This window comes from Gymnodinialimonas ulvae (assembly GCF_037543845.1).
Taxonomy (GTDB): domain Bacteria; phylum Pseudomonadota; class Alphaproteobacteria; order Rhodobacterales; family Rhodobacteraceae; genus Gymnodinialimonas; species Gymnodinialimonas ulvae.
The window spans coordinates 250,534-270,736 of the sequence record NZ_JBBIFX010000002.1 but is presented as its reverse complement, the minus strand read 5'-3'; the positions used below and the strand labels follow the sequence as shown (position 1 = coordinate 270,736).

General features: G+C 62.8%; 21 protein-coding genes. 10 read left to right on the top strand and 11 right to left on the bottom strand.

Translation table 11 applies throughout. The features are described 5' to 3' along the window. The first annotated feature begins 33 nt into the window (after window positions 1–33). The 3 genes from V8J83_RS11105 (at window position 34) to V8J83_RS11095 (ending at window position 3,343) form a co-directional block, all read left to right on the top strand. Window positions 34–810, top strand: coding sequence for a DUF6478 family protein (locus tag V8J83_RS11105; protein ID WP_339986369.1), 777 nt, complete (start codon window positions 34–36; stop codon window positions 808–810). Window positions 811–834: 24 nt separating this feature from the next. Further along, complete coding sequence (locus tag V8J83_RS11100) at window positions 835–1,206, top strand: hypothetical protein (RefSeq protein ID WP_339986368.1); 372 nt, start codon at window positions 835–837, stop codon at window positions 1,204–1,206. Window positions 1,207–1,309: 103 nt separating this feature from the next. Next, window positions 1,310–3,343: an oxidoreductase gene (locus V8J83_RS11095; protein ID WP_339986366.1), complete on the top strand. Its 2,034-nt coding sequence runs from the start codon at window positions 1,310–1,312 to the stop codon at window positions 3,341–3,343. Between the two features lie 375 nt (window positions 3,344–3,718). On the opposite strand, the gene V8J83_RS11090 is transcribed toward V8J83_RS11095, so the two are convergent. Together V8J83_RS11090 and V8J83_RS11085 are read right to left on the bottom strand one after the other, a co-directional pair. After that, window positions 3,719–4,003 (bottom strand): SCP2 sterol-binding domain-containing protein, encoded by a 285-nt coding sequence (locus tag V8J83_RS11090; RefSeq protein ID WP_339986365.1) that lies wholly within the window; start codon window positions 4,001–4,003, stop codon window positions 3,719–3,721. 115 nt (window positions 4,004–4,118) lie between these two features. Further along, the gene (locus V8J83_RS11085) at window positions 4,119–5,336 is read right to left on the bottom strand and encodes an argininosuccinate synthase (RefSeq protein WP_339986364.1); all 1,218 of its coding nucleotides are present in this window, start codon (window positions 5,334–5,336) and stop codon (window positions 4,119–4,121) included. 80 nt (window positions 5,337–5,416) lie between these two features. Between V8J83_RS11085 and V8J83_RS11080 the strand changes: the two genes are divergently transcribed. Both V8J83_RS11080 and ilvA read left to right on the top strand, forming a co-directional pair. Further along, window positions 5,417–6,226, top strand: a complete 810-nt coding sequence (locus tag V8J83_RS11080) for a hypothetical protein (RefSeq protein ID WP_339986363.1) — start codon at window positions 5,417–5,419, stop codon at window positions 6,224–6,226. A gap of 40 nt (window positions 6,227–6,266) precedes the next feature. After that, on the top strand, window positions 6,267–7,514 hold the full coding sequence (ilvA, locus tag V8J83_RS11075) for a threonine ammonia-lyase IlvA (RefSeq protein WP_339986362.1): 1,248 nt from the start codon (window positions 6,267–6,269) through the stop codon (window positions 7,512–7,514). Between the two features lie 49 nt (window positions 7,515–7,563). Here the strand turns inward: ilvA and V8J83_RS11070 are convergent, their stop codons facing one another. After that, complete coding sequence (locus tag V8J83_RS11070; protein WP_339986360.1) at window positions 7,564–7,890, bottom strand: Hpt domain-containing protein; 327 nt, start codon at window positions 7,888–7,890, stop codon at window positions 7,564–7,566. 153 nt (window positions 7,891–8,043) lie between these two features. Between V8J83_RS11070 and V8J83_RS11065 the strand changes: the two genes are divergently transcribed. Continuing rightward, on the top strand, window positions 8,044–9,321 hold the full coding sequence (locus V8J83_RS11065; RefSeq protein ID WP_339986359.1) for a PP2C family protein-serine/threonine phosphatase: 1,278 nt from the start codon (window positions 8,044–8,046) through the stop codon (window positions 9,319–9,321). Here the strand turns inward: V8J83_RS11065 and V8J83_RS11060 are convergent. Further along, window positions 9,318–9,761 (bottom strand): NUDIX domain-containing protein, encoded by a 444-nt coding sequence (locus V8J83_RS11060; protein WP_339986358.1) that lies wholly within the window; start codon window positions 9,759–9,761, stop codon window positions 9,318–9,320. The genes V8J83_RS11065 and V8J83_RS11060 overlap by 4 nt on opposite strands. Before the next feature lie 97 nt (window positions 9,762–9,858). Here V8J83_RS11060 and V8J83_RS11055 point away from each other — a divergent pair, with 97 nt between their 5' ends. After that, window positions 9,859–10,824, top strand: coding sequence for a KpsF/GutQ family sugar-phosphate isomerase (locus V8J83_RS11055; RefSeq protein WP_339986357.1), 966 nt, complete (start codon window positions 9,859–9,861; stop codon window positions 10,822–10,824). 64 nt (window positions 10,825–10,888) lie between these two features. Here V8J83_RS11055 and V8J83_RS11050 read toward each other — a convergent pair whose 3' ends face one another. From V8J83_RS11050 to V8J83_RS11020, 7 genes are all read right to left on the bottom strand, one after another. Continuing rightward, on the bottom strand, window positions 10,889–11,203 hold the full coding sequence (locus V8J83_RS11050; protein WP_339986356.1) for a hypothetical protein: 315 nt from the start codon (window positions 11,201–11,203) through the stop codon (window positions 10,889–10,891). Between the two features lie 200 nt (window positions 11,204–11,403). Further along, window positions 11,404–11,730 (bottom strand): hypothetical protein, encoded by a 327-nt coding sequence (locus V8J83_RS11045; protein ID WP_339986355.1) that lies wholly within the window; start codon window positions 11,728–11,730, stop codon window positions 11,404–11,406. 301 nt (window positions 11,731–12,031) lie between these two features. Further along, on the bottom strand, window positions 12,032–13,336 hold the full coding sequence (locus V8J83_RS11040) for a UDP-glucose dehydrogenase family protein (protein WP_339986354.1): 1,305 nt from the start codon (window positions 13,334–13,336) through the stop codon (window positions 12,032–12,034). Between the two features lie 76 nt (window positions 13,337–13,412). Continuing rightward, the gene (locus V8J83_RS11035) at window positions 13,413–13,808 is read right to left on the bottom strand and encodes a (R)-mandelonitrile lyase (protein WP_339986353.1); all 396 of its coding nucleotides are present in this window, start codon (window positions 13,806–13,808) and stop codon (window positions 13,413–13,415) included. Window positions 13,809–13,825: 17 nt separating this feature from the next. Next, the gene (locus tag V8J83_RS11030) at window positions 13,826–14,827 is read right to left on the bottom strand and encodes an NAD-dependent epimerase/dehydratase family protein (RefSeq protein WP_339986352.1); all 1,002 of its coding nucleotides are present in this window, start codon (window positions 14,825–14,827) and stop codon (window positions 13,826–13,828) included. Then, complete coding sequence (gene galE / locus V8J83_RS11025) at window positions 14,824–15,861, bottom strand: UDP-glucose 4-epimerase GalE (RefSeq protein ID WP_339986351.1); 1,038 nt, start codon at window positions 15,859–15,861, stop codon at window positions 14,824–14,826. Before galE ends, V8J83_RS11030 begins: the two co-directional genes overlap by 4 nt. Window positions 15,862–15,959: 98 nt before the next feature. Then, window positions 15,960–17,207: a glycosyltransferase family 4 protein gene (locus V8J83_RS11020; protein WP_339986350.1), complete on the bottom strand. Its 1,248-nt coding sequence runs from the start codon at window positions 17,205–17,207 to the stop codon at window positions 15,960–15,962. Window positions 17,208–17,369: 162 nt separating this feature from the next. Here V8J83_RS11020 and hslO point away from each other — a divergent pair, with 162 nt between their 5' ends. From hslO to V8J83_RS11005, 3 genes are read left to right on the top strand one after another with little or no spacing between them, the layout of a single operon-like run. After that, entirely contained in the window at window positions 17,370–18,371 is a 1,002-nt protein-coding gene (gene hslO / locus V8J83_RS11015; protein ID WP_339986349.1) for an Hsp33 family molecular chaperone HslO, read from the top strand. Beyond that, window positions 18,355–18,942 (top strand): NUDIX hydrolase, encoded by a 588-nt coding sequence (locus tag V8J83_RS11010; RefSeq protein ID WP_339986348.1) that lies wholly within the window; start codon window positions 18,355–18,357, stop codon window positions 18,940–18,942. Before hslO ends, V8J83_RS11010 begins: the two co-directional genes overlap by 17 nt. After that, window positions 18,942–20,069, top strand: a complete 1,128-nt coding sequence (locus V8J83_RS11005; RefSeq protein ID WP_339986347.1) for a CCA tRNA nucleotidyltransferase — start codon at window positions 18,942–18,944, stop codon at window positions 20,067–20,069. Before V8J83_RS11010 ends, V8J83_RS11005 begins: the two co-directional genes overlap by 1 nt. Window positions 20,070–20,203: the final 134 nt, after the last annotated feature.

Here is a 20,203-nt window from a genome sequence, read left to right as displayed (position 1 = left end):
CAGGCTACGGTCGGGCTTTGAAGGATGGGCGGAATGGGACAGGATTTTCCCGGAATGTTTGGTGGATTTGGCCTTGGCCAGACGCTCAAGCGCTGGCAGCGGGCGCTGCGGGTGCCCAAGGACCTGCCGAGCGGGGAATTGCAGCGGATGGCCGGCGATCTCAAGGGGCTGCGCGACCGGCTGGATGTGATGTCGGCGCAGGCGCGGTCCGAATTGCGTGCGCGCAGACCCGACGCGACGGACGGGATAGACCGGCCCGACCAATGCGATTGGGCCGAACGGCCCGCGCCCTGGCGCTCGGAAATGCGGCCGCGCGGGGTGGTCGATCTTGGATCGCCGCAACCGCTGGCCGGTGGGATCACGGTGTTCCATGACGCCAATCATGCCGATTTCAGCCTTGTGCAGGACCGGACGCCGCCCTGGGTCACGGGCGCGGAATTCGGTCTGGTTCTGGACGTGTATCGGTCGGACGGGTCGTTCATTTCCTTCGTGCAGGATCTGCCGGAGGCTGCGTTGGTGGACCTGACGCGCAACCATTTCATTGCACTGAAACTGATTGCGGAGCGCGAGCAACCGGTGGAGATCTTCGCGCGTCTGAACGTGCAGCACGGGCCGAACGTCGAACAAATCGTGCGCCAGCTTGATTTTGACGGGACCGAGGGCAAGGCGGAGTTTGACCTGGCCTATTCCAAGATCAACGAAAAGCGGATCGAGAAGGCCTGGCTTGACCTGATCATCGAAGGGCCGAAGATGACGCGCATCGCGCTGTGGGACATGGTCCTTGTGCGCGCGCCGCGTGCCGATATCTGATCCGACCCGGAGGAGGGGTTCACCATGACCGAGACGTTGGTTTGCACCGCGCTGCATGCCGGGCGCTATGAAGGCATTCTGACCGGCGCCGAACAGACCGAGATCGAGGCGTTGCATCGCGGCAAGATCATCGCGATTGCTCGGCTAGCCCCCCATGCGGAGGAAGACGGCGCGCTGATGGTGTCGCTGGACCTGCCGATGGATGTGGTCAGCGACGGGGTGCAGGTGGTGGGCCTGCGCTCAACGGCGTCGGGGGAGGTTCTGGACCGGATCACGTTGATGGCGGGATCGGCGTTGCAGGAAGACATTCGCGGTGAGATGGCGTTGCTGCGCGACGAGTTGGAGATGCTCAAGCGCGCGTTCCGGCGCCATTGCGCCGAGACCGGGCAGGATTGAGGCGTTCGGGTTGTATGCGGCGTCTTCGGTGACGCCGGGTTTTGCGTGACCTCGGGGCGGGGATCGGCTTACCTGCGCGTCACGCAAGGGAGGCGCTGATCACATGGCACATTCACGTTATCCGAACCTGTTGGCTCCGCTTGATCTGGGCTTCACGACGCTGAAAAACCGCGTGCTGATGGGGTCGATGCACACCGGTCTCGAAGAGACGAAGGATTGGCCCAGAGTGGCACGGTTCTATGCCGATCGTGCGGCGGGCGGGGTCGCGTTGATCGTCACCGGCGGCATGGCGCCCAACAAGGAGGGCGGTGTTTTTCCAGGTGCTGCGGGCCTTTACACGGATCAAGACATCGCTAACCACCGCGTCGTGACCGATGCGGTGCATGCCGAGGGCGGCAAGATCGCGATGCAGATCCTGCATGCCGGGCGCTACGCCTACAGCCCCGATTGCGTCAGTGCGTCGGCGGTGAAATCCCCGATCTCGCCGTTTCCACCGAAAGCGCTGGATGAAGACGGGATCGAGAAACAGATCGCCGACATCGTGACGGCGGCCGTGCGGGCGCGCGAAGCGGGTTATGATGGCGTGGAGATCATGGGCTCGGAAGGGTACTTCCTGAACCAGTTCCTCGTGACCCATGTGAACAAGCGCCAGGATCGCTGGGGCGGGTCTTATGAGAACCGGATGCGCCTGCCGGTGGAAGTCGTGCGCCGCTGCCGGGAGGCGGTGGGCGATGATTTCATCCTGATCTACCGATTGTCGATGATCGACCTGGTGCCGGGCGGATCGACCCATGACGAGGTCGTGCAATTGGCGCAAGCGGTGGAGGCAGCAGGCGCCACGATATTGAACACCGGCATCGGCTGGCACGAGGCGCGCATTCCGACGATTGCCACGTCGGTGCCGCGCAAGGCGTTTGCGTGGGTCACGAAGAAGCTGATGGGCAAGGTGGGCATTCCTGTGATCACTTCGAACCGGATCAACATGCCAGACGTGGCGGAAGAGGTTTTGGCGGACGGCTGCGCCGACATGGTTTCGATGGCGAGGCCGTTTCTTGCGGATGCGGCGTTTGTCGCGAAGGCAGAGGCCGGGCGCGCCGATGAGATCGCGCCGTGCATCGCTTGCAACCAGGCCTGCCTCGACCACACGTTCAGCGGCAAGTTGACGTCGTGCCTTGTGAACCCGCGTGCCTGCCATGAGGTCGAGCTTGATTACGGGCCCGCCGACGCACCCAAGCGGATCGCCATCGTCGGCGCAGGCGCGGCGGGGATGGCAGCCGCAATGACGGCGGCGGAGCGCGGGCATAAGGTGGTGCTGTTCGACAAGGCCGCCGAGGTTGGCGGGCAGCTCAACATGGCCAAGCGGATACCCGGCAAGGAGGAGTTCATCGGGCTTGTCGATTGGTTCGCCACGATGATGGAACGGCACCAGATTGACCTGCGGCTCGAGACTGCGCCCTCTGCCGACAATCTGGATGGCTATGACGAGGTGATCGTCGCCACCGGCGTGCGCCCGCGTGAGCCGGAGATCAATGGGCAGGACGGGGCCAACGTGGTGAGCTACGTCGATGTGCTGGCGGGCAAGGCCCCGGTCGGCAAGCGCGTTGCGATCATCGGTGCGGGCGGCATCGGCTTCGACGTGGCGGAATACCTGACCCATGACGGCGAAAGCCCGACCGAGGTGCCCGAGTTGTGGCGGCGCGAATGGGGCGTGGCCGATCCGGCGATCCATCGCGGCGGACTTGCGCCCGAGGGCCCCCGCCCGGAACCTGCGGCGCGCGAGGTCACTTTGTTGCAGCGCAAGGCGGAGAAGCCGGGCAAACGCCTTGGAAAAACGACCGGTTGGATCCATCGCGCCAGCCTCAAGATGAAGAATGTGCAGATGGTCACTGGTGTGAACTACGAGCGGATCGACGCGGATGGCCTGCACGTGAGCTTTGGCGAGGCACGCGATACACCGACTCTGATCACCTGCGACACGGTCGTATTGTGCGCCGGACAGGTGGCGGAGCGGTCGCTGGCCGACGATTTGATCGCCCGCGGTGCGACGCCCCATGTGATCGGCGGTGCGGATGTGGCTGCGGAACTGGACGCAAAGCGCGCGATTGATCAAGGCGTGCGACTAGCGGCGGCGTTGTAGGGGGCCTTGCCCCCGTCGCCAATGGCGACTCCCCCAAGGTATTTGGAAAGCAAAGAGGGCCCTTAACCCGCGCTTAACGATGGGAAGTGCAGTCGCATTGCGCGGTACAGGCTGAGGAGCCGATGACCGCAAGCGAAGACGGCGCATCCTCTGCCCGCGAAGCCCAACCGGGATAGCGGCGGAGGATGACCCATTGCACGCGCGCCCGCCTTCTTTGCTTCGAAAATACCTCCGCCGGAGGCTGCACAGCGTTTCGGGCCGCGCGCTGCTGGTGATCTGCGACACTAGCGTCCAATGCGCCCACCTGAGACAGCGCCACAGGCGATGGCGAGGTTTGGAAAATGCGCCGCAGGCGCGCCATTCGGTAGACTGCGCTCAGGCCAGCAATTTGCTCAGGCCAAGTGCCACGGACATGTCGCCCGAGACCTTCAGCTTGCCCATCATCACGCCTGTCATCGGGTTCAGCTTGCCCGACAACAGCTTGCCGAGATTGTCCCGGCTTATCTGGATGGTGCAGTCCGTGTCCTGATCTACGGTCGTGGCCGAGTTGTCGGCCAGAACAATAACACCATCCGTTCCGCAATCAAACTTGAGCGACCCATTGAAGCTTTTGTCGGAAAGCGCCCCGCTGATACGGTCGGCCAGATCGGCTACGGTCATGAAGTTGGTCCTTTCGGTATGGCAGGACCGATAAGCGCCGGGCAAACGCAGGGCAAGTGTAACGCTGCGGCGGGTTGCCAAGGCCCGCGCAGCTCGTCACGCCGCGGGCAGGCTATCACCTGAACTTGCGGTTGCGCGCAGCCAGCAGTTTCAGGCGCAAAGCGTTGAGCTGGATGAAGCCCTGCGCATCGGTCTGATCGTAGGCGCCCATGTCTTCTTCGAAGGTTACATGCGCCTCGGAATAGAGCGAATGATCGGACCAGCGCGCGACTGTGCGGGCGGCCCCTTTGTAGAGCTTCACGCGCACGGTGCCGGTCACATGCTCCTGCGATTTGTCGATCAGGGCCTGCAACATCTCGCGCTCGGGCGAGAACCAGAAGCCGTTGTAGATCAGCTCCGCGTAGCGCGGCATGATTGAATCCTTCAGGTGCCCCGAGCCGCTGTCGAGCGTGATCTGTTCGATCCCGCGGTGTGCCTCCAGCAAGATTTCACCGCCCGGCGTCTCGTAGATGCCGCGCGATTTCATGCCAACAAACCGGTTTTCGACCAGATCAAGAATGCCGATCCCGTGCTTGCCGCCAAGCCGGTTCAACTCGGTGAGTATCGTGGCCGGGCTCATCGCCTTGCCGTTGATGGAGACCGCGTCGCCCTTTTCGAACCCGATCTCGACCATCTCGGGCGCATCGGGCGCATCTTCGGGCCGCGTGATGCGCTGCAGCACATAATCGGGCGCTTCTTCGGCGGGATCTTCAAGCACTTTGCCCTCGGACGATGTGTGCAGAAGGTTTGCATCGACGCTGAACGGGGCTTCGCCGCGTTTGTCCTTGGCGATCGGGATCTGGTGCTTTTCGGCAAACTCAATGAGTTTCGTCCGGCTGCCGAGGTCCCATTCCCGCCATGGTGCGATCACCTTGATCTCGGGGTTCAGGGAATAGGCGCAAAGCTCAAACCGGACCTGATCATTGCCCTTTCCGGTCGCGCCATGGCTGACCGCATCGGCGCCGGTCTCGGCTGCGATCTCGACCAGACGCTTGGAAATCAGCGGCCGCGCGATGGAGGTGCCCAGAAGGTAGAGCCCTTCGTACACAGCATTGGCGCGGAACATCGGGAAGACGAAATCGCGCACGAATTCCTCGCGCAGGTCTTCGATGAAGATCTCCGAGACGCCCATCATCTCGGCCTTCTTGCGGGCGGGCTCCAGCTCCTCGCCCTGCCCGAGATCAGCGGTGAAAGTCACCACTTCGCAGCCGTATTCCGTCTGCAACCACTTGAGAATAATCGAGGTATCGAGGCCGCCAGAATAGGCAAGCACCACCTTCTTGGGCGCAGACATGGGAAAACTCCATCACAAATGGTTGACCGCGCGGGCGATACCGGGTTTTCAAAGGCGGGGCAAGCGAGCGGAGACGACCAATGGACTACGGCTATCAACTTCTACGACACGTGTTTCAGCAGGTATTCGGCAATCTTGGCGCGGCGGCGCGGATCACGATCATCCCGATCATTCTGGCCTATGCGCTTTGCGCGGCGCTTTTGTTCTCAATTGTCGGCCCGATCTTCATGGAGCTGCTGCAACAACAACCCGGCGCGGCTTTCGGAGAACCCGCAGATTTGCCGTTCGGCAGCGAGGCGGAGGCCCTGACCTTTGGCGGTCGATTCTTTTTGGCCTTCATCCTGTGTATTCCGATCTTCCTGATCTTGTATTCCTGGGCTGCCGTGGGCTGGCACCGCTATGTGCTGCTGGAAGAAATGCCAAACGGCGTCGCCGCCAATTGGAGCTGGTCCATGATCAAGGGCTATGTCTGGGCGGTGGTTCGCATCGCGTTGATGATGATGCTTTTGGGCTTTGCGGCCTCGGTGGTGATCGGGATCGTGCTCAGCGCCGTGCCATCGACCGGATTGGCCTTGTTCCTGACCATTGGTCTCACGATCGGCTTCACCTGGGTGCTGACGCGCCTTGGGCTGATCCTGCCGTCGGCAGCGCTGGGGCAATATATGAAGATGGGCGAAAGCTGGTCCGCCACGGCACCGGTGGCAAGCGCGATCCTTCTGCCGATCATCATCCTGCCGCTGATTTTCTTCATCCTGAATTCGGCGCTCGGCTTTTTGGGGGTGATCGGGGTGATCCTGACGCTGCTGGTGTTCTGGGTTCAGATTCTGGCCAATCTGGCCCTCCTGACCACGCTTTACGGCAACTTGATCGAAGGCCGACAGCTGAACTGAGCGCTGGACAGGGGCGACGAAACGCGCCACCTCAAACGGCATGAGAGATTTTGCCACCACCGCCCGGTCCGCGACCGAGGCCCTGCGCGACCTGTTTCCGGCGACGCCGCTTTTGAAGAATGCCTATCTAAGCGAACGCTATGGGGCGCAGATCTGGCTCAAGCGCGAGGACTTGTCACCGGTGCGGTCCTACAAGCTGCGCGGGGCCTTCAATGCGATGCGCAAGGTGCGCGACGCGTATCCTGACCAGATGCAATTCGTCTGCGCCAGCGCAGGCAACCATGCGCAGGGCGTGGCCTTCGTCTGTTCGCACTTCGGGGTCAAAGGGCGTATATACATGCCCGTGACAACGCCCAATCAAAAGGTGCTCAAGACCCGCACCTTTGGCGGCGACGCGGTCGAGATCGTGTTGGAAGGCGACTTTTTCGACGAAACGCTGGCCGCCGCGAAAGCATGGTGCACGCAAGCGGGCGCACATTTCCTGTCGCCATTTGACGATCCCGACGTGATCCAGGGCCAGTCCTCGGTCGCGGTGGAAATGATGGAGCAATTGGGCGGCGCGCCAGATCATCTGATCTTGCCGGTCGGAGGGGGCGGTCTGTCGGCTGGGATGCTATCGTATCTGCGCGACATGGGCGCGTCGACTGAGCTGACGCTGGTGGAACCGGCGGGTGGGGCGAGCCTGACCGCAGCGCTCAAGATCGGTGCGCCTCAGACCATTGAAATCAAGGACACTTTCGTGGATGGCGCGGCCGTTGCGCGGATCGGCGACCGCACGTTCGAGGTTCTGAAAGACATTCCCAAGACCAACGTTCTGATCGCGCCGGAAAACCGCATCTGCGTTACGATTCAGGAGATGCTGAACCTGGAAGGCATCGTGCTGGAGCCCGCCGGTGCGCTTTCGGTGAACGTGCTCGACGACATTGCAGACAAGATCAAGGGCAAGCGCGTGGTCTGCGTCACATCGGGCGGGAATTTCGATTTCGAACGCCTGCCCGAGGTGAAGGAACGGGCGCAGAATTGGCAGGGGTTGAAGAAATACTTCATCCTCCGTCTGCCGCAGCGCCCGGGTGCGTTGCGCGATTTCCTCGACCTATTGGGGGCAGAGGACAACATCACGCGGTTTGAGTACCTCAAGAAGAACTCGCGCAATTTCGGCTCCGTCCTGATCGGGATCGAGACGGAACGGCCGGGGAGTTTTCCGGAACTTGCCGAACGGGTCGCGTCGCGCGGGTTCGGGTTTCGCGATATCACCGACGATCAGATCCTCGCCGACTTCTTGATCTGACCGCATACGTCAAGGCCCGGCCACGTAGCCGCGCGGCGCGACCAGGTGCCTAGGCGGCCAGCGCGAGGTCGGGCATTTCTTTCGACATTTCGGCCAGGGCGCTGCCGAAGGCGGTACGGACCGCATCGACATCGGGCGATTGTCCCGAGGCGCACGCAGCCTCCGCCGTGGAGCAGGCCGTGACCAAGGCCGTAAACCCCAGGTTCGATGCAGAGCCGCGCAGGAAATGGAAATCATCCGCCGCGGCATTTTCCGGCGTGAGCGCCGAAAGCGTATCCTGCAATTCCGTGACGAACAGCATCGCCACATCGGCGAAATCCTCATCCCCGATATCAGCCTTCAATTCATTCAGGCGGTCCCAATCCACAGACAACATCTTGCACCTCTAAGGAGGCCCCCGCGACGACCCTAGCAGCACAAAGCTTAACAAACTCGCATCACGCCGCAGCGAAGCAGTTCAAATTGTCGGCTTCACGGGACGTTAAGACCTGCGCTCCATGGTGGCGCGACTCTGTTGAGAGGAGTGTCGATGAACATCGCGCCCGTTGCCGTGGCAGGCCCGACAAATGCCACTCCGGTGGCCTCGACCGGTGCGTCGACGGTTTTGGTGCTCGATGACAGCCCCGCGCAGCGCAACCTTGTCTGCGCCTTGCTGCGTAAGTGGGGACATGATGCGATTTCCACCGGCGATCCGTTCGAAGCGCTCGATCATGCGCGCAATCCCGATGTCTCCCTGATCCTGTGCGACTGGATGATGCCGGAGATGACGGGGCCGGAATTCTGTCGCCGCCTGCGCGAGGAAGACACCGGCAGTTATGCGTATGTGCTGCTGCTGACATCGCGCAAGGAACGCAACGCGCTCGCCGAAGGGCTGGAGGCCGGCGCGGATGATTTCCTGCAAAAACCCGTCAGCCCTCCGGAATTGCGCGCTCGGATGAACGCAGGCGCGCGGATCGTTGCGATGCAGCGCGAATTGCGCAGCAAGAACGGCATTCTCTCCGACGCTCTGGACGAATTGCAGGGGCTTTACGGGGCCATTGACCGCGATCTGGACGAGGCGCGGCGCCTGCAATTGGCCCTTCTGCAAGACCGCCGCCGCCGTTTTGACGGCGCCGATGTGTCCCTCCTGCTTGAGGCCAGCGGCCATGTCGGCGGCGATATGGTCGGCTATTTTCCGGTCGATGAGACCATCATCGGGCTGTTCAGCCTGGATGTTTCGGGCCATGGTGTGGCCTCCGCCATGATCGCCGCGCGGATCGCCGGTGTGCTGTCCGAGGCCTCTCCCGATCAGAACATTTCACTGGTGCGGGGGCTCGATGGATCATTGGTAGATCTGCCTCCCGATGTCTCGGTCGGACGTCTGAATGACCTGATGTTGAAAGAGGTGCAGACGGATCGCTATTTCACCATCGCGATGGCGTTTGTGAACCTTGAGACCGGGCTGGTGCGGATGGTGCAGGCGGGCCACCCGCATCCAATGGTGCAACGCGCCGATGGCCAGGTCGAGATGGTCGGCGATGGCGACATGCCCGTGGGCCTTCTGCCCGACATTCTATTCCGCTCGTTCGAGGTGCAGCTGCATCCGGGCGACCGTCTGTTGCTTTATTCCGATGGCTTGACCGAATGCCCCCGCCCCGATGGCGACATGCTGGAGGAAGAGGGGCTGATCGAAATGATGGAGCGCAACAAGGCCGCCGGGGGTACCGGCTTCCTCGAAACCCTGCGGTCAGATCTGGTCGGCTTCGCGGGGTCCGACGAATTTCCCGACGACATCTCCGCCCTTCTGGTCGAATTCTCCGGGCGTTAACGCGTGGCCAGGTAACGCGCCACAAAATCCCGGTCGCCGGCGACGCCAAGCCGCTCCACCGCGACGGTCCACGGCAGGAACACCGCGCTGTGGCCCGCTTCGGTCGGCGCCGAGACGCGTGGCCCGATCCGGGCGGTATAGATGCTGCAAAGCTTCTGTGCATAGCGGTCGTAATCGGGCATGAACGTGTAGCGATGGAACATTCCGATGCGGCGCAGGCCGTGGATGCGATAGCCGGTTTCTTCCAGGACCTCGCGGTGCAGCGCACTCAGCGTCCCTTCGCCCGGATCAATGCCTCCGCCGGGCAATTGCAATTCAGGGACGGGCGCATCCTGGAACGACGCAAGAAGGCTGTCGCCTGCGTCAATGATCACATAGGCGCCGGGGCGCGGCGGATAGCGGATGCCGTCGCGGGGCGGCGCTCCGAAGCGTCGGTTCATGGGGCGTCCCTCCTGTCGCCCACCTTTTTGCACGGCCCGCGCCCGGCCAAAAGCCAATCCTCTCGCCAAGGGCGTGGCGACGGGCTAAACGGCTGCCATGGTTACGGATCCAAAGCCCTCCCTGCGCGACACCGGCGCGCGCGTCCTGCGCACCGAAGGCGACGCTGTGCGCGCATTGTCCGAAGCGTTGCCCGATGATTTCGAAACTGCCGCCGAGGCGGTTCTGGCCACCAAAGGTCGCGTAATCCTGTCGGGCATCGGCAAATCCGGCCATATCGCACGCAAGATCTCGGCGACCTTTGCCTCCACCGGAACGCCGTCGGCCTTCGTGCATCCGGCCGAGGCAAGCCATGGCGATCTTGGCATGATCATGCCCGGGGACCTTGTGATCCTGATCTCGAATTCCGGCGAAACGGCGGAATTACGCGATATCGTGGCCCATGTTGCGCGTTTCTCGATCCCTCTGGTGGCGATCTCGAAAGGGGCCGACAGCACCCTGATGCGCGCGGCGGACCATCGCCTGCTGCTGCCGAATGTGGAAGAGGCCTGTTCGCTGCGCATGGCGCCGACCACATCGACCACCTTGACCCTGGCGCTTGGCGACGCGCTGGCGGTTGCGGTGATGGAGCGGCGCGGCTTTCAACCCGAACAATTCCGCACGTTCCATCCGGGTGGCAAACTGGGCGCGCAGCTTTCGACCGTGGCGCAGTTGATGCATGGCGCGGAGGCCCTGCCATTGGTCAGCGCCGAGACCTCGATGCCGGAGACGCTGGTTGTGATGTCAGAAAAGAGCTTTGGGATCGCCGGTGTGATCGAAGGCGGCGTGTTGACTGGCGTGATCTCGGACGGCGATTTGCGGCGCAACATCGCACATCTTTCGGATCGCGCGGCCGGTCAGGTGGCCACGCACAGCCCGCGGGTGATCGCGCCGGAGCTTTTGGCCGCCGAAGCGATGGCCATGATGTCCGAAAACAAGATCACCGCGCTGTTTGTGGTGGATGACGCGATGCGCCCGATCGGGCTGCTTCATCTGCACGATCTGCTGCGCGCGGGCCTCGCCTGAGTGAAAAACGGCCCCTGATGCGGGGCCGCTATTCGGGTTTGCATCTGGTCAAACACCAATGCCGTTATTCGTCGATTTCGACACCCTCATCATCTTCTTCCTCAAGCCGTTCGAACTCCTCCTCGCCGGCGTCCGGCTCGCCGGACACGGCGCTGGGGCATTCGATTTCATCCGTCGCGGTATCGGCATCATCGTTCGCTTCCTCGGCAGTCGGATTGTCGCAATCCGGCGCGCCCTCGACAGGCGTTGCATCGGTCTCTTCCAAAACCGTATCGGCGCTGTCGTTGAGGATTTCTTCAGCGGTTTCCGTCGTCGTCTGCGCGAATGCGGGACTCAGGAGCAGCGCGGTGGCAGCGGTCGCAATCGTAAAGCGAAACATGGGTCTTCCTTTCAATGTGTTTACCGCACCTCAACTGCGCCACCGTCCAAAAGGTTCCGGCGGTGCGATGCCAAATTTCAGAATTCATTAAAAAGGGTTGGAACGTTCGCGTTCTGGATATGGCGTCCGCAGATGGCCTAAGCCAAACGAAAATGCCTCCGCCAGTGCGCGGAGGCATAATCGATTTCGAAAGACGTTGATCAGTTGTCGTCGTCGGCTGCCATCAGGCGGCGGAAGATCTCCGCCGCATGCTCGGGATCGGAGGCGATGATCGTGACCGTTTCGCCGGTACCGCGCAAGTCGCTCATGTTTTCAGCGGTCAGGTTCAGCTGAGTGAACACATCGCCAAGGGTGGAGCCCATACCGAGATCGGCCATCATTATCTCACCGTTCGGGTTGCGCATCTCAAGCGCGTTGTCTTCGAACATGTTGAAGTGCATGACGGCGAACTGCGACGTATGCCCATCGGCGAAGGCCGGAGCGGCGACGGAAGCGGCGAGTGCGGTGGCAAGTGCGAAACGTTTCATTTGGATATCCCTTCGTGTTTCGTTTGTTTTGGCGGGGCACGTGCACGCCGCCTGCCAAAACGCTAGGCCTTGGATCAGGTGCAAAAACAGAGGATTTCAAGTACATGCCGCGCAAGTGATGCCAGCGTGAGCGCATAATTCAACGGTCTGTGATGCCACCCCGTTTTCGCGTGATCGAGCCGTGATAATCGCGCGGAATTTGTAACAATCGGCGGGTGTCACGCGGGATCCAAGGGCGGACCCGTGCGACGCAGGACGAGCCGCAGGCTGACCTCGGCGTCGGATTCGACGCGCGGTCGCCTTAACGTCCGACACCCTCATAAGCTTCGAATCCGGCGCGTTTTGCATCCCGCGGGCTGTAGACATTGCGCAGATCTGCCATCCGGGCATGCGCCATTTTGCGGGCCATGCGGTCCAGATCCAGCGCCCGGAACTCATTCCATTCCGTCAGGATCACGACCAGATCGGCATTATGCGCCGCCTTGTACGGATCGTCGGACCAGACCACCCCGGGCAGCAAGGCTTCTCCCTCGCGGAAGCCTTGCGGATCGACCACACGCACCTTCGCGCCCCCGCCCACCATTGCGGGCACAATGGTCAGCGACGGCGCATCGCGCATGTCGTCGGTGTTGGGTTTGAACGTCACGCCAAGCACCGCGATGGTCTTGCCGTTGAACGACCCGTCGCATAGGTCACGCAGCTTTTCGATCATCCGGTGCTTGATGTCGTCGTTCACCCGGATCACCGTTTCAACGATGCTCTGCGGCATCGCATGCTCCTGCCCGATGCGGGCCAGCGCGCTGGTGTCCTTCGGGAAACACGAGCCGCCATAACCGGGCCCGGCATGCAGGAACTTGTTGCCGATGCGCCCGTCCATGCCGACGCCCTTGGAGACTTCCTTCACATCCGCGCCGACCTTTTCGCAAAGCGCGGCAATCTCGTTGATGAAGGTGATCTTCGTCGCCAGAAACGCGTTGGCGGCGTATTTGATCATCTCCGCGCTTTCCAGATCGGTGGTCACAATCGGAAAATCGCGCAGGAACAGGGGGCGGTAGATCTCGGCCATGACCTCTCCAGCGCGCTCGGTCTGCACGCCGACGACAACGCGGTCGGGGCGCATGAAATCGTCGATCGCGGCACCCTCGCGCAGGAACTCTGGGTTCGAGGCGACGTCGAACTCCGCCGCCGGGTTGGCCTTGGCGACCACCTGTTTCACCTTGCGGTTGGTGCCCACGGGGACCGTCGATTTCGTCACGATCACCGCATAGCCGGTCAGGGCCTGCGCCACCTCTTCGGCGGCCGCCATCACGTAGGTCAGGTCCGCGTGCCCATCGCCGCGCCGCGTCGGCGTCCCCACCGCGATGAACACCGCATCCGCGCCCGCAACGGCCGTCTTGAGGTCGGTGGTAAACGACAACCGCCCGCTTTCCACATTCTTGGCCATCAACGCATCAAGGCCCGGCTCGTAAATCGGCACCTCGCCCGCCTGCAACATCTCGATCTTGCGCGGATCCTTGTCCACGCAGATCACGTCATGGCCGAAGTCCGAAAAACAAACGCCCGAGACAAGGCCGACGTAACCGGTGCCGATCATCGTGATGCGCATGGGTCTTTTTTCCTAGTTGGAGAGCGGTCGTTGTGTCTTGCATGGGGCCGGAACAATCAAGAGCGGCGGCGTGGCCTCAGCCCAGATAATCGGCCTCTGTCACCTGCTCGGCCCAGTCGGCGGTGCGGCCATCCTCGATCTGCTGAATGGCGATGTGTTCCATGGCCGACGTCTCACTTGCGCCATGCCAATGACGCTCGCCCGGCTCGAACCAGATCACGTCGCCGGGGCGGATCACCTGTTTCGGCTGCCCGTCGGTCTGCGCCCAACCCTCGCCTTGCGTCACGATCAGACGCTGGCCATGGGGATGCGTGTGCCACGCCGTCCGCGCGCCGGGGGCGAAATGCACACGAAGGGTTGCGACCCGGTCGGCGCCGCCGGATTGGTGCAACGTCGCGCTCATCACCTCGCCGGTGAAGTAATCGGCGGGGGCGGGCCCCGTGCTTATCTCATCCGCACGCGTGATCTTCATCGCAAATCTCCCTGTCGTCAGACGTCATAATAGGCGCGATACCAGGCGACGAAGGCCGCCACGCCGTCGCGCACATCGGTGCGGGGCGTGTATTGCGTCAGATGCTGCAAAAGGCTGGCATCGGCCCAGGTCGCGGGCACGTCACCGGGTTGCATGTCCATGAAATTCTTCTCTGCCTTGCGCCCGGTGGCCGCTTCGATGGCTTCGATGAAGTCCAGAAGCCGTACGGAATTGGAATTGCCGATATTGACGACCCGAAACGGGGCAACAGGCGAAAGACTGTCGCCTTCGACCGGGTCGTCCCCCGGCACCGCCGCAATCAGGCGCACGATGCCGTCGACCAGATCGGTCACATAGGTGAAATCGCGGCTCATCTCGCCGTGGTTGTAGACGTCGATAGGCCGGTCTTCGAGGATCGCCTTGGTGAATTTGAACAGCGCCATATCGGGCCGCCCCCACGGGCCATAGACGGTGAAAAACCGGAACATCGTCGTCGGCAGGTCGTAGAGGTGGGCGTAGCTGTGCGCCATCGCCTCGTTGGCCTTCTTGGTGGCCGCGTAGAACGACATCTGATGATCGGCGCGCATGGTTTCGGCATAGGGCATTTCGGTGTTGGCGCCGTAAGCAGAAGAGGTCGAAGCCAGCAGCGAATGCGCGGGCGGGAAGGCCCGCATCGCCTCCAATAGGCGGAAGGTCCCGATGAGGTTGGCTTCGACATAACTCTCCGGGTTGTCGATCGAATACCGCACGCCCGCTTGCGCCGCCAGATGCACAACCGCTTCGGGCCGGTGCGTCTCCATCAGGTCATGCAGGATACTGGGTGTCTCGATCCGCGCGGTGACGGCGGTGAAGCCCGCATTCTGCAGCAGCATCGCATGACGCCTTTCCTTCAGGCTCACCTCGTAGTAATCGATCATCGCATCAAGGCCGATGACATGCCAGCCATCGTCCAACAACCGCTGACAAAGATGGTAGCCGATGAACCCGGCCGAGCCGGTGACAAGCGCCGTTCGGGTCATGCGTCGCCCTCCGATCCGGGGTCTTCCTTGCTGTGCGGTCCGGCGATCCATTTCCACGACGACGCGCACATCTCATCAAGGCTACGCACGGTTCGAAACCCAAGGATCTCCTCGGCCTTTTCCGCCTGCGCCACGTAGACGGGCACATCGCCTGCACGCCGCGCCGTCACGCTATAGGGCACATCGCGGTTGCTGGCGCGCTTGTAGGCGGCCACCATCTGAAGCACCGAATGCCCCTCGCCCGTCCCAAGGTTCACCAAATGCGTCTGCCGCTTGCCCAACAGCGAGGACAACGACAGGACATGGCCCCGCGCCAGGTCTTCGACATGGATGTAATCGCGCACGCCGGTGCCATCGGGCGTGTCGTAATCATCGCCGAACACTTGCAATTCCGGGTGCTCCCCGGCGGCGACCTTGGCGATGAAGGGCATCAGGTTGTTGGGCGTATCCCGCGGGTCTTCCCCGATCAGCGCGCTGTCATGGGCGCCCGCCGGATTGAAGTAGCGCAGGATGCCAACGGCCCACCGCGCGTCGGCGGCGACCAACTGGTTCAGGATCTGCTCACCCGACACCTTGGTCTGCCCATAGGGGTTCATCGCGCGGAATTCCGCGGTCTCGGGCGTCGGCGTTTCGTCCGGGACGCCGTAAACCGTGGCCGAGGATGAAAAGACGATGGTCCGGCACCCCGCCGCCTCCATCACCCGCAAAAGGGTGATCAACCCGCCGATGTTCACGTCGAAATAATCCAACGGCCGCTCGACGCTTTCCGCCACCGCCTTGAGGGCGGCAAAATGCACAACCGCGTCGAATTGATGGTCCGCGAACAAGCTGGCCAGTGTCGTCGCATCGCGGACATCCGCCTCGGCCAGCGGGACCGGCTTGCCGGTCAATTGCTCCAGCCGCGCGATGACCGAGCGGTTGGCGTTCTGAAAATTGTCGAGGATCGTGACCTCGTAGCCCGCCTCAACAAGCGCCACATAGGTATGCGAGCCGATGTACCCCGCCCCGCCGGTCAAAAGGATCTTCTCTGCCATCCTGTGGCTGCCCATCTGTTGCCCGCCCCTGCCGTTCTGCAGTGCCACGGAACCCCCTGCGGCGTCAAAGGTGAAAAGACTGGCCGGCGCCCGCGGATCTAGGGCAAGGCGATGCGTTTGGCGTCGGGGACGAGCTCGTTGATCCGGTCCAGATGATCGGGAAGGCACACCTCGGTGAAATCGTACTGCGTCACGGCATGGCGTCTGGCATTGGGGCCAAGATGCGCATAGGTGCCCGGCCGTTCCAGCACATCGACCACCTTGCGTGCGATGTCTTCCGGATCGAAAAAGTCGGCCAGCAGGCCGGTCTCGCCATGGGTGATCACCTCGCGCACCGGGGCCACGTCGGAGGCGACGATATTGGTCCCCATCGACATCGCTTCCAGCAGGCTCCACGACGGCACAAACGGCACCGTCAGGTAGATATGGCAGCGGCTGACCTGAATGATCTTCTGGTAATCCGCATAGGGCACCCGCCCAAGGAAATGCACCCGCCTCCAATCGACACGGTCGCCAACCTCGCGCTCCATCTCGGCACGATAGCCACCGCTGGTGCCGGATTTCTTGCCGTAGGAGGCATCATTGCCACCAATGATCAGCGCCCGCGCATTGGGTCGCGCATCAAGGATATGGGGAAGCGCGCGCATGAACGCGTGAAAGCCGCGCGTTGGCTCCATATTGCGGGCCATATAGGTGAATATCTCGTCCTCCCGCGTGACCGCACGCCCCAGACGACCCAGCGCGACCTGCGCCTTCGGATCGGGCAGAAGCCGGTCGGTGCGGATGCCATCGTGACGGACATAGATCTTGTCGCGGAATGCCTGGGGAAAGGTGTCGCGCTGCCACTGGGTCGGCGAATGACCCAGATCGACGGTCTGGATATTGGCGAAATTGACCGCGTTGCGGGCATGCATCGTATAGGGCGCATGGGGGCTGGCCGGGAATTCGGGGTCGAACCCGACCGAGCCGCCCTTGGCGAGGAAGAAATACTCGAAATACCCGATGATCGGCACATCCGGCCAGACCTGCTTGAGGAACGTCAACTCTCCCCAACCGACATGGCCGAGGATGATATCCGGCGTGAACCCTTCGGCTTTCAGACGCTCCGCCGCCTGCGCGCAGCCAAATCCGTTGCCCGCGCATTCCTCCCAATATTGGGTCAGCGCATAGGCATCCTTGGCCGGTTTGTGATGCGTGTCATAGGACACGATGCGCGCGTCCGACAGGCGCGGCACATCCTTGCGCTGGGTCAAGAACACCAGCTTATGCCCACCCTGTGCCCGCAACCATGCGAACAGTTCGCGGTACTGACCCGGGAAATTCTGATGCACAAAGAGAAGTTTCATCGGTGGTCGGGCTACTTGAATTCGGTGGTTCTCGTGTTCCAGCCCCATGCGGCAGGCGCAAGGCGGAACTGCGGCGCCGGATGGGCCAGCGGGGTTTGGTGTTGCCGATTGCCCGCCTATATGGGACCAGACTTTCCAAAGAATGAGTAAAGGGGGACGATCATGACCCTGACCACGAAGCTCGCGTGGGACGACACCGTTTTGCCGTTTCAACTCGACCGCTCCGATGTGCGCGGCCGGGTGGCGCGGCTTGACACCACGCTTGACCGGATCCTCGGACAGCACGATTACCCCGCCCCGGTAGAGGCGATGGTGGCCGAAATGGCCCTGCTGACCGCTCTGATCGGGCAGACGATCAAGCTGCGCTGGAAACTGTCGCTACAGGTCCGCTCGGACGGGCCAATCCGCTTGATTGCGACTGATTTCCTCGCCCCCGAGGCGGAAGGTGAACCTGCGCGCATCCGGGCCTATGCCTCTTATGATGCCGAAAAACTCGACCCGGCGGGAGAGCCGTTTCCGCAAATCGGGTCGGGCTATTTCGCGATCCTCATCGACCAGGGCGCGGATATGACCCCGTATCAGGGCATCACACCGTTGGCCGGCGGGTCGCTTGCGTCCTGTGCCGAGGCCTATTTCGCCCAGTCCGAGCAATTGCCAACCAAGTTCCAGCTCTCCTACGGGAAGGCGCAGGAACCCGGACAGGCCGCGTCGTGGCGCGCCGGTGGCGTGATGGTGCAGCTGATGCCCGAGGCCTCGCTTGAGGCACAGGGCGGTGGCAGCGGCGAAGCGGGGCTTCTGACGGCCGACGATCTGGTGGATGACGACACCGCCGAAGATTGGAACCGCGCGAAGATCCTGCTGGAAACGGCGGATGCCATGGAGTTGATCGGGCCCCATGTCGCGCCCACCGACCTTCTGGTGCGGCTGTTTCACGAAGAGCAGCCCCGCGTCTTCGATGCGCAGCCGGTGAGCTTCGGCTGCACCTGTTCAGATGAGCGCGTACGGCAATCGCTGTCGATTTATTCGGCCAAGGACATCGCGCATATGACCACCGACGACGGTCGCGTGACCGCCGATTGCCAGTTCTGCGGCGCGCATTACGACTTCGATCCCCTGACCCTGGGGTTCGAGGCCGAGAAAGACCCCGATGGGACACCGCGTTGATCTCGAAACCCTTGTGGATGCGCTGGACAAGGCTCCGGCGCATCCCTCCTCGGATTATGACCTGAGCCCGGGCGTGATCCTGCCCGAGGGGCGCAAACTGCGCCCCGCCGCCGTGCTGATGGGCGTGTTGGACGATCAGGTGATCCTGACGAAACGCGCCTCGACACTGAAACATCACCCCGGCCAGATCGCCTTTCCCGGCGGCAAGCTGGACGGTGCCGAGACCGCTTCGCAGGCCGCCCTGCGCGAGGCCCGCGAAGAGGTTGGATTGCCTCCCGATATCGTCACCATCCTTGCCGAATTGCCGCCCCACGAAACCGTCACAAGCTACGCCGTGACCCCCATCCTCGCACGGGTCGAGCGCGACTTTGAGCCCACTGTCGAACCTGGCGAGGTCGCGGAATGCTTCCGCGTGCCGCTGGCATTCCTGATGGATCCTGCCAATTACGCCGTCGAAGGCCGCCGCTGGAGGGGCATGCGGCGCGAGTTCTTCACCATTCCCTACGGGCCCTATTACATCTGGGGCGCCACGGCGCGGATTCTGAAATCACTCGCCGACAGTGTCGCGTGATGCGGCTTACGGCGCCATGGCTGATCCATCCAGGCACCCTTGCGGTGTTCGACGCGCTCGCCGGTCACAACGCGTGGTTCGTTGGTGGCTGCGTGCGGGATGGTCTTCTGGATCAGCCCGTCGATGACATCGACATCGCCACGGATGCGCGCCCCGAGACGGTCATGGAATGCGCAAAAGCCGCCGGCCTGCGCGTTGTTCCCACCGGGATCGACCACGGCACCGTCACCGTTGTGGCGCTGGACAAACCGCACGAAATTACGACCCTACGCCTCGATATAGAGACGTTTGGACGCCATGCCACGGTCGCCTTTTCCACCGACATCGCCGAGGATGCCGCACGGCGCGATTTCACAATCAACGCGCTTTATGCGACCCGCGAAGGCGCGGTGATCGACCCCAATGGCCATGGCCTCGCCGACCTGCAGGCGCGCCTCGTGCGCTTCATCGGCGCGCCCGCCCAGCGCATCGAAGAGGATTATCTTCGCATCCTGCGCTTTTTCCGGTTCCACGCGTGGTATGCCGATCCCGAAGGCGGCCTCGACGCCGATGGTCTGGCCGCCTGCGCCGCCCATGTCGATGGCCTTGCGGGCATCGCGACCGAGCGCGTCACGACCGAGGTGATGAAGCTTCTGGCCGCGCCGGACTCCGCGCCCAGCGTTGCCGCGATGGCGCAATCGGGCGTGTTGCAGGCGATCCTGCCCGGCGCGTCGGCGCGTCTTCTGACGATCCTGAGCGGGCTGGAGCCGGACGCCAACCCGATCCGAAGGCTGGCCGCCTTGTCCGAGGCACCCGACCTGCGCCTGTCTCGGGCGGAGGCCACGCAGCATGCGCTTTATCGCGCGGAAATGGAGGCGGGCACCGCCGCCGGTGAGCTGGGGTACCGCCACGGGTCGGACAAGGCGCGCGATATCCTTTTGCTGCGCGCGGCCCTCTTCGAGCAGCCGGTGGATCCCGACGCCATCACCGCGGCGGAAACCGGCGCGGCGGCGGTCTTTCCGGTCAAAGCCGCCGATCTGATGCCCGCGTTGGACGGCCCCGCACTTGGCCAACGGCTGCGTGCGTTGGAGCAGGCCTGGATTGACAGCGGGTTTACCCTGAGCCGGGCGGCCCTCCTCGAACTGTGACCGGTGCGCTCCCGTGTTGGCGCGCAGCCGATGGCTGCCCCCTGCACGTTGGGCGTGGCGCGCGATGCGCGCGGGCATCGTTCCGGCGGCAGCTTGGGATGGCCGGTGTGGGATTTGCATTTTCAGGGAACAAA

Coding starts and splice junctions, on each gene's coding strand:
- galE (WP_339986351.1), bottom strand. CDS start 15,861: ATGGCAGAGAAGATCCTTTTGACCGGCGGGGCGGGGTACATCGGCTCG.
- V8J83_RS11035 (WP_339986353.1), bottom strand. CDS start 13,808: ATGAAGATCACGCGTGCGGATGAGATAAGCACGGGGCCCGCCCCCGCC.
- V8J83_RS11105 (WP_339986369.1), top strand. CDS start 34: ATGGGACAGGATTTTCCCGGAATGTTTGGTGGATTTGGCCTTGGCCAG.
- V8J83_RS11080 (WP_339986363.1), top strand. CDS start 5,417: ATGGACTACGGCTATCAACTTCTACGACACGTGTTTCAGCAGGTATTC.
- V8J83_RS11055 (WP_339986357.1), top strand. CDS start 9,859: ATGGTTACGGATCCAAAGCCCTCCCTGCGCGACACCGGCGCGCGCGTC.
- V8J83_RS11040 (WP_339986354.1), bottom strand. CDS start 13,336: ATGCGCATCACGATGATCGGCACCGGTTACGTCGGCCTTGTCTCGGGC.
- V8J83_RS11060 (WP_339986358.1), bottom strand. CDS start 9,761: ATGAACCGACGCTTCGGAGCGCCGCCCCGCGACGGCATCCGCTATCCG.
- V8J83_RS11045 (WP_339986355.1), bottom strand. CDS start 11,730: ATGAAACGTTTCGCACTTGCCACCGCACTCGCCGCTTCCGTCGCCGCT.
- V8J83_RS11010 (WP_339986348.1), top strand. CDS start 18,355: ATGGGACACCGCGTTGATCTCGAAACCCTTGTGGATGCGCTGGACAAG.
- V8J83_RS11070 (WP_339986360.1), bottom strand. CDS start 7,890: ATGTTGTCTGTGGATTGGGACCGCCTGAATGAATTGAAGGCTGATATC.
- ilvA (WP_339986362.1), top strand. CDS start 6,267: ATGAGAGATTTTGCCACCACCGCCCGGTCCGCGACCGAGGCCCTGCGC.
- V8J83_RS11095 (WP_339986366.1), top strand. CDS start 1,310: ATGGCACATTCACGTTATCCGAACCTGTTGGCTCCGCTTGATCTGGGC.
- V8J83_RS11065 (WP_339986359.1), top strand. CDS start 8,044: ATGAACATCGCGCCCGTTGCCGTGGCAGGCCCGACAAATGCCACTCCG.
- V8J83_RS11090 (WP_339986365.1), bottom strand. CDS start 4,003: ATGACCGTAGCCGATCTGGCCGACCGTATCAGCGGGGCGCTTTCCGAC.
- V8J83_RS11020 (WP_339986350.1), bottom strand. CDS start 17,207: ATGAAACTTCTCTTTGTGCATCAGAATTTCCCGGGTCAGTACCGCGAA.
- V8J83_RS11100 (WP_339986368.1), top strand. CDS start 835: ATGACCGAGACGTTGGTTTGCACCGCGCTGCATGCCGGGCGCTATGAA.
- hslO (WP_339986349.1), top strand. CDS start 17,370: ATGACCCTGACCACGAAGCTCGCGTGGGACGACACCGTTTTGCCGTTT.
- V8J83_RS11030 (WP_339986352.1), bottom strand. CDS start 14,827: ATGACCCGAACGGCGCTTGTCACCGGCTCGGCCGGGTTCATCGGCTAC.
- V8J83_RS11085 (WP_339986364.1), bottom strand. CDS start 5,336: ATGTCTGCGCCCAAGAAGGTGGTGCTTGCCTATTCTGGCGGCCTCGAT.
- V8J83_RS11005 (WP_339986347.1), top strand. CDS start 18,942: ATGCGGCTTACGGCGCCATGGCTGATCCATCCAGGCACCCTTGCGGTG.
- V8J83_RS11050 (WP_339986356.1), bottom strand. CDS start 11,203: ATGTTTCGCTTTACGATTGCGACCGCTGCCACCGCGCTGCTCCTGAGT.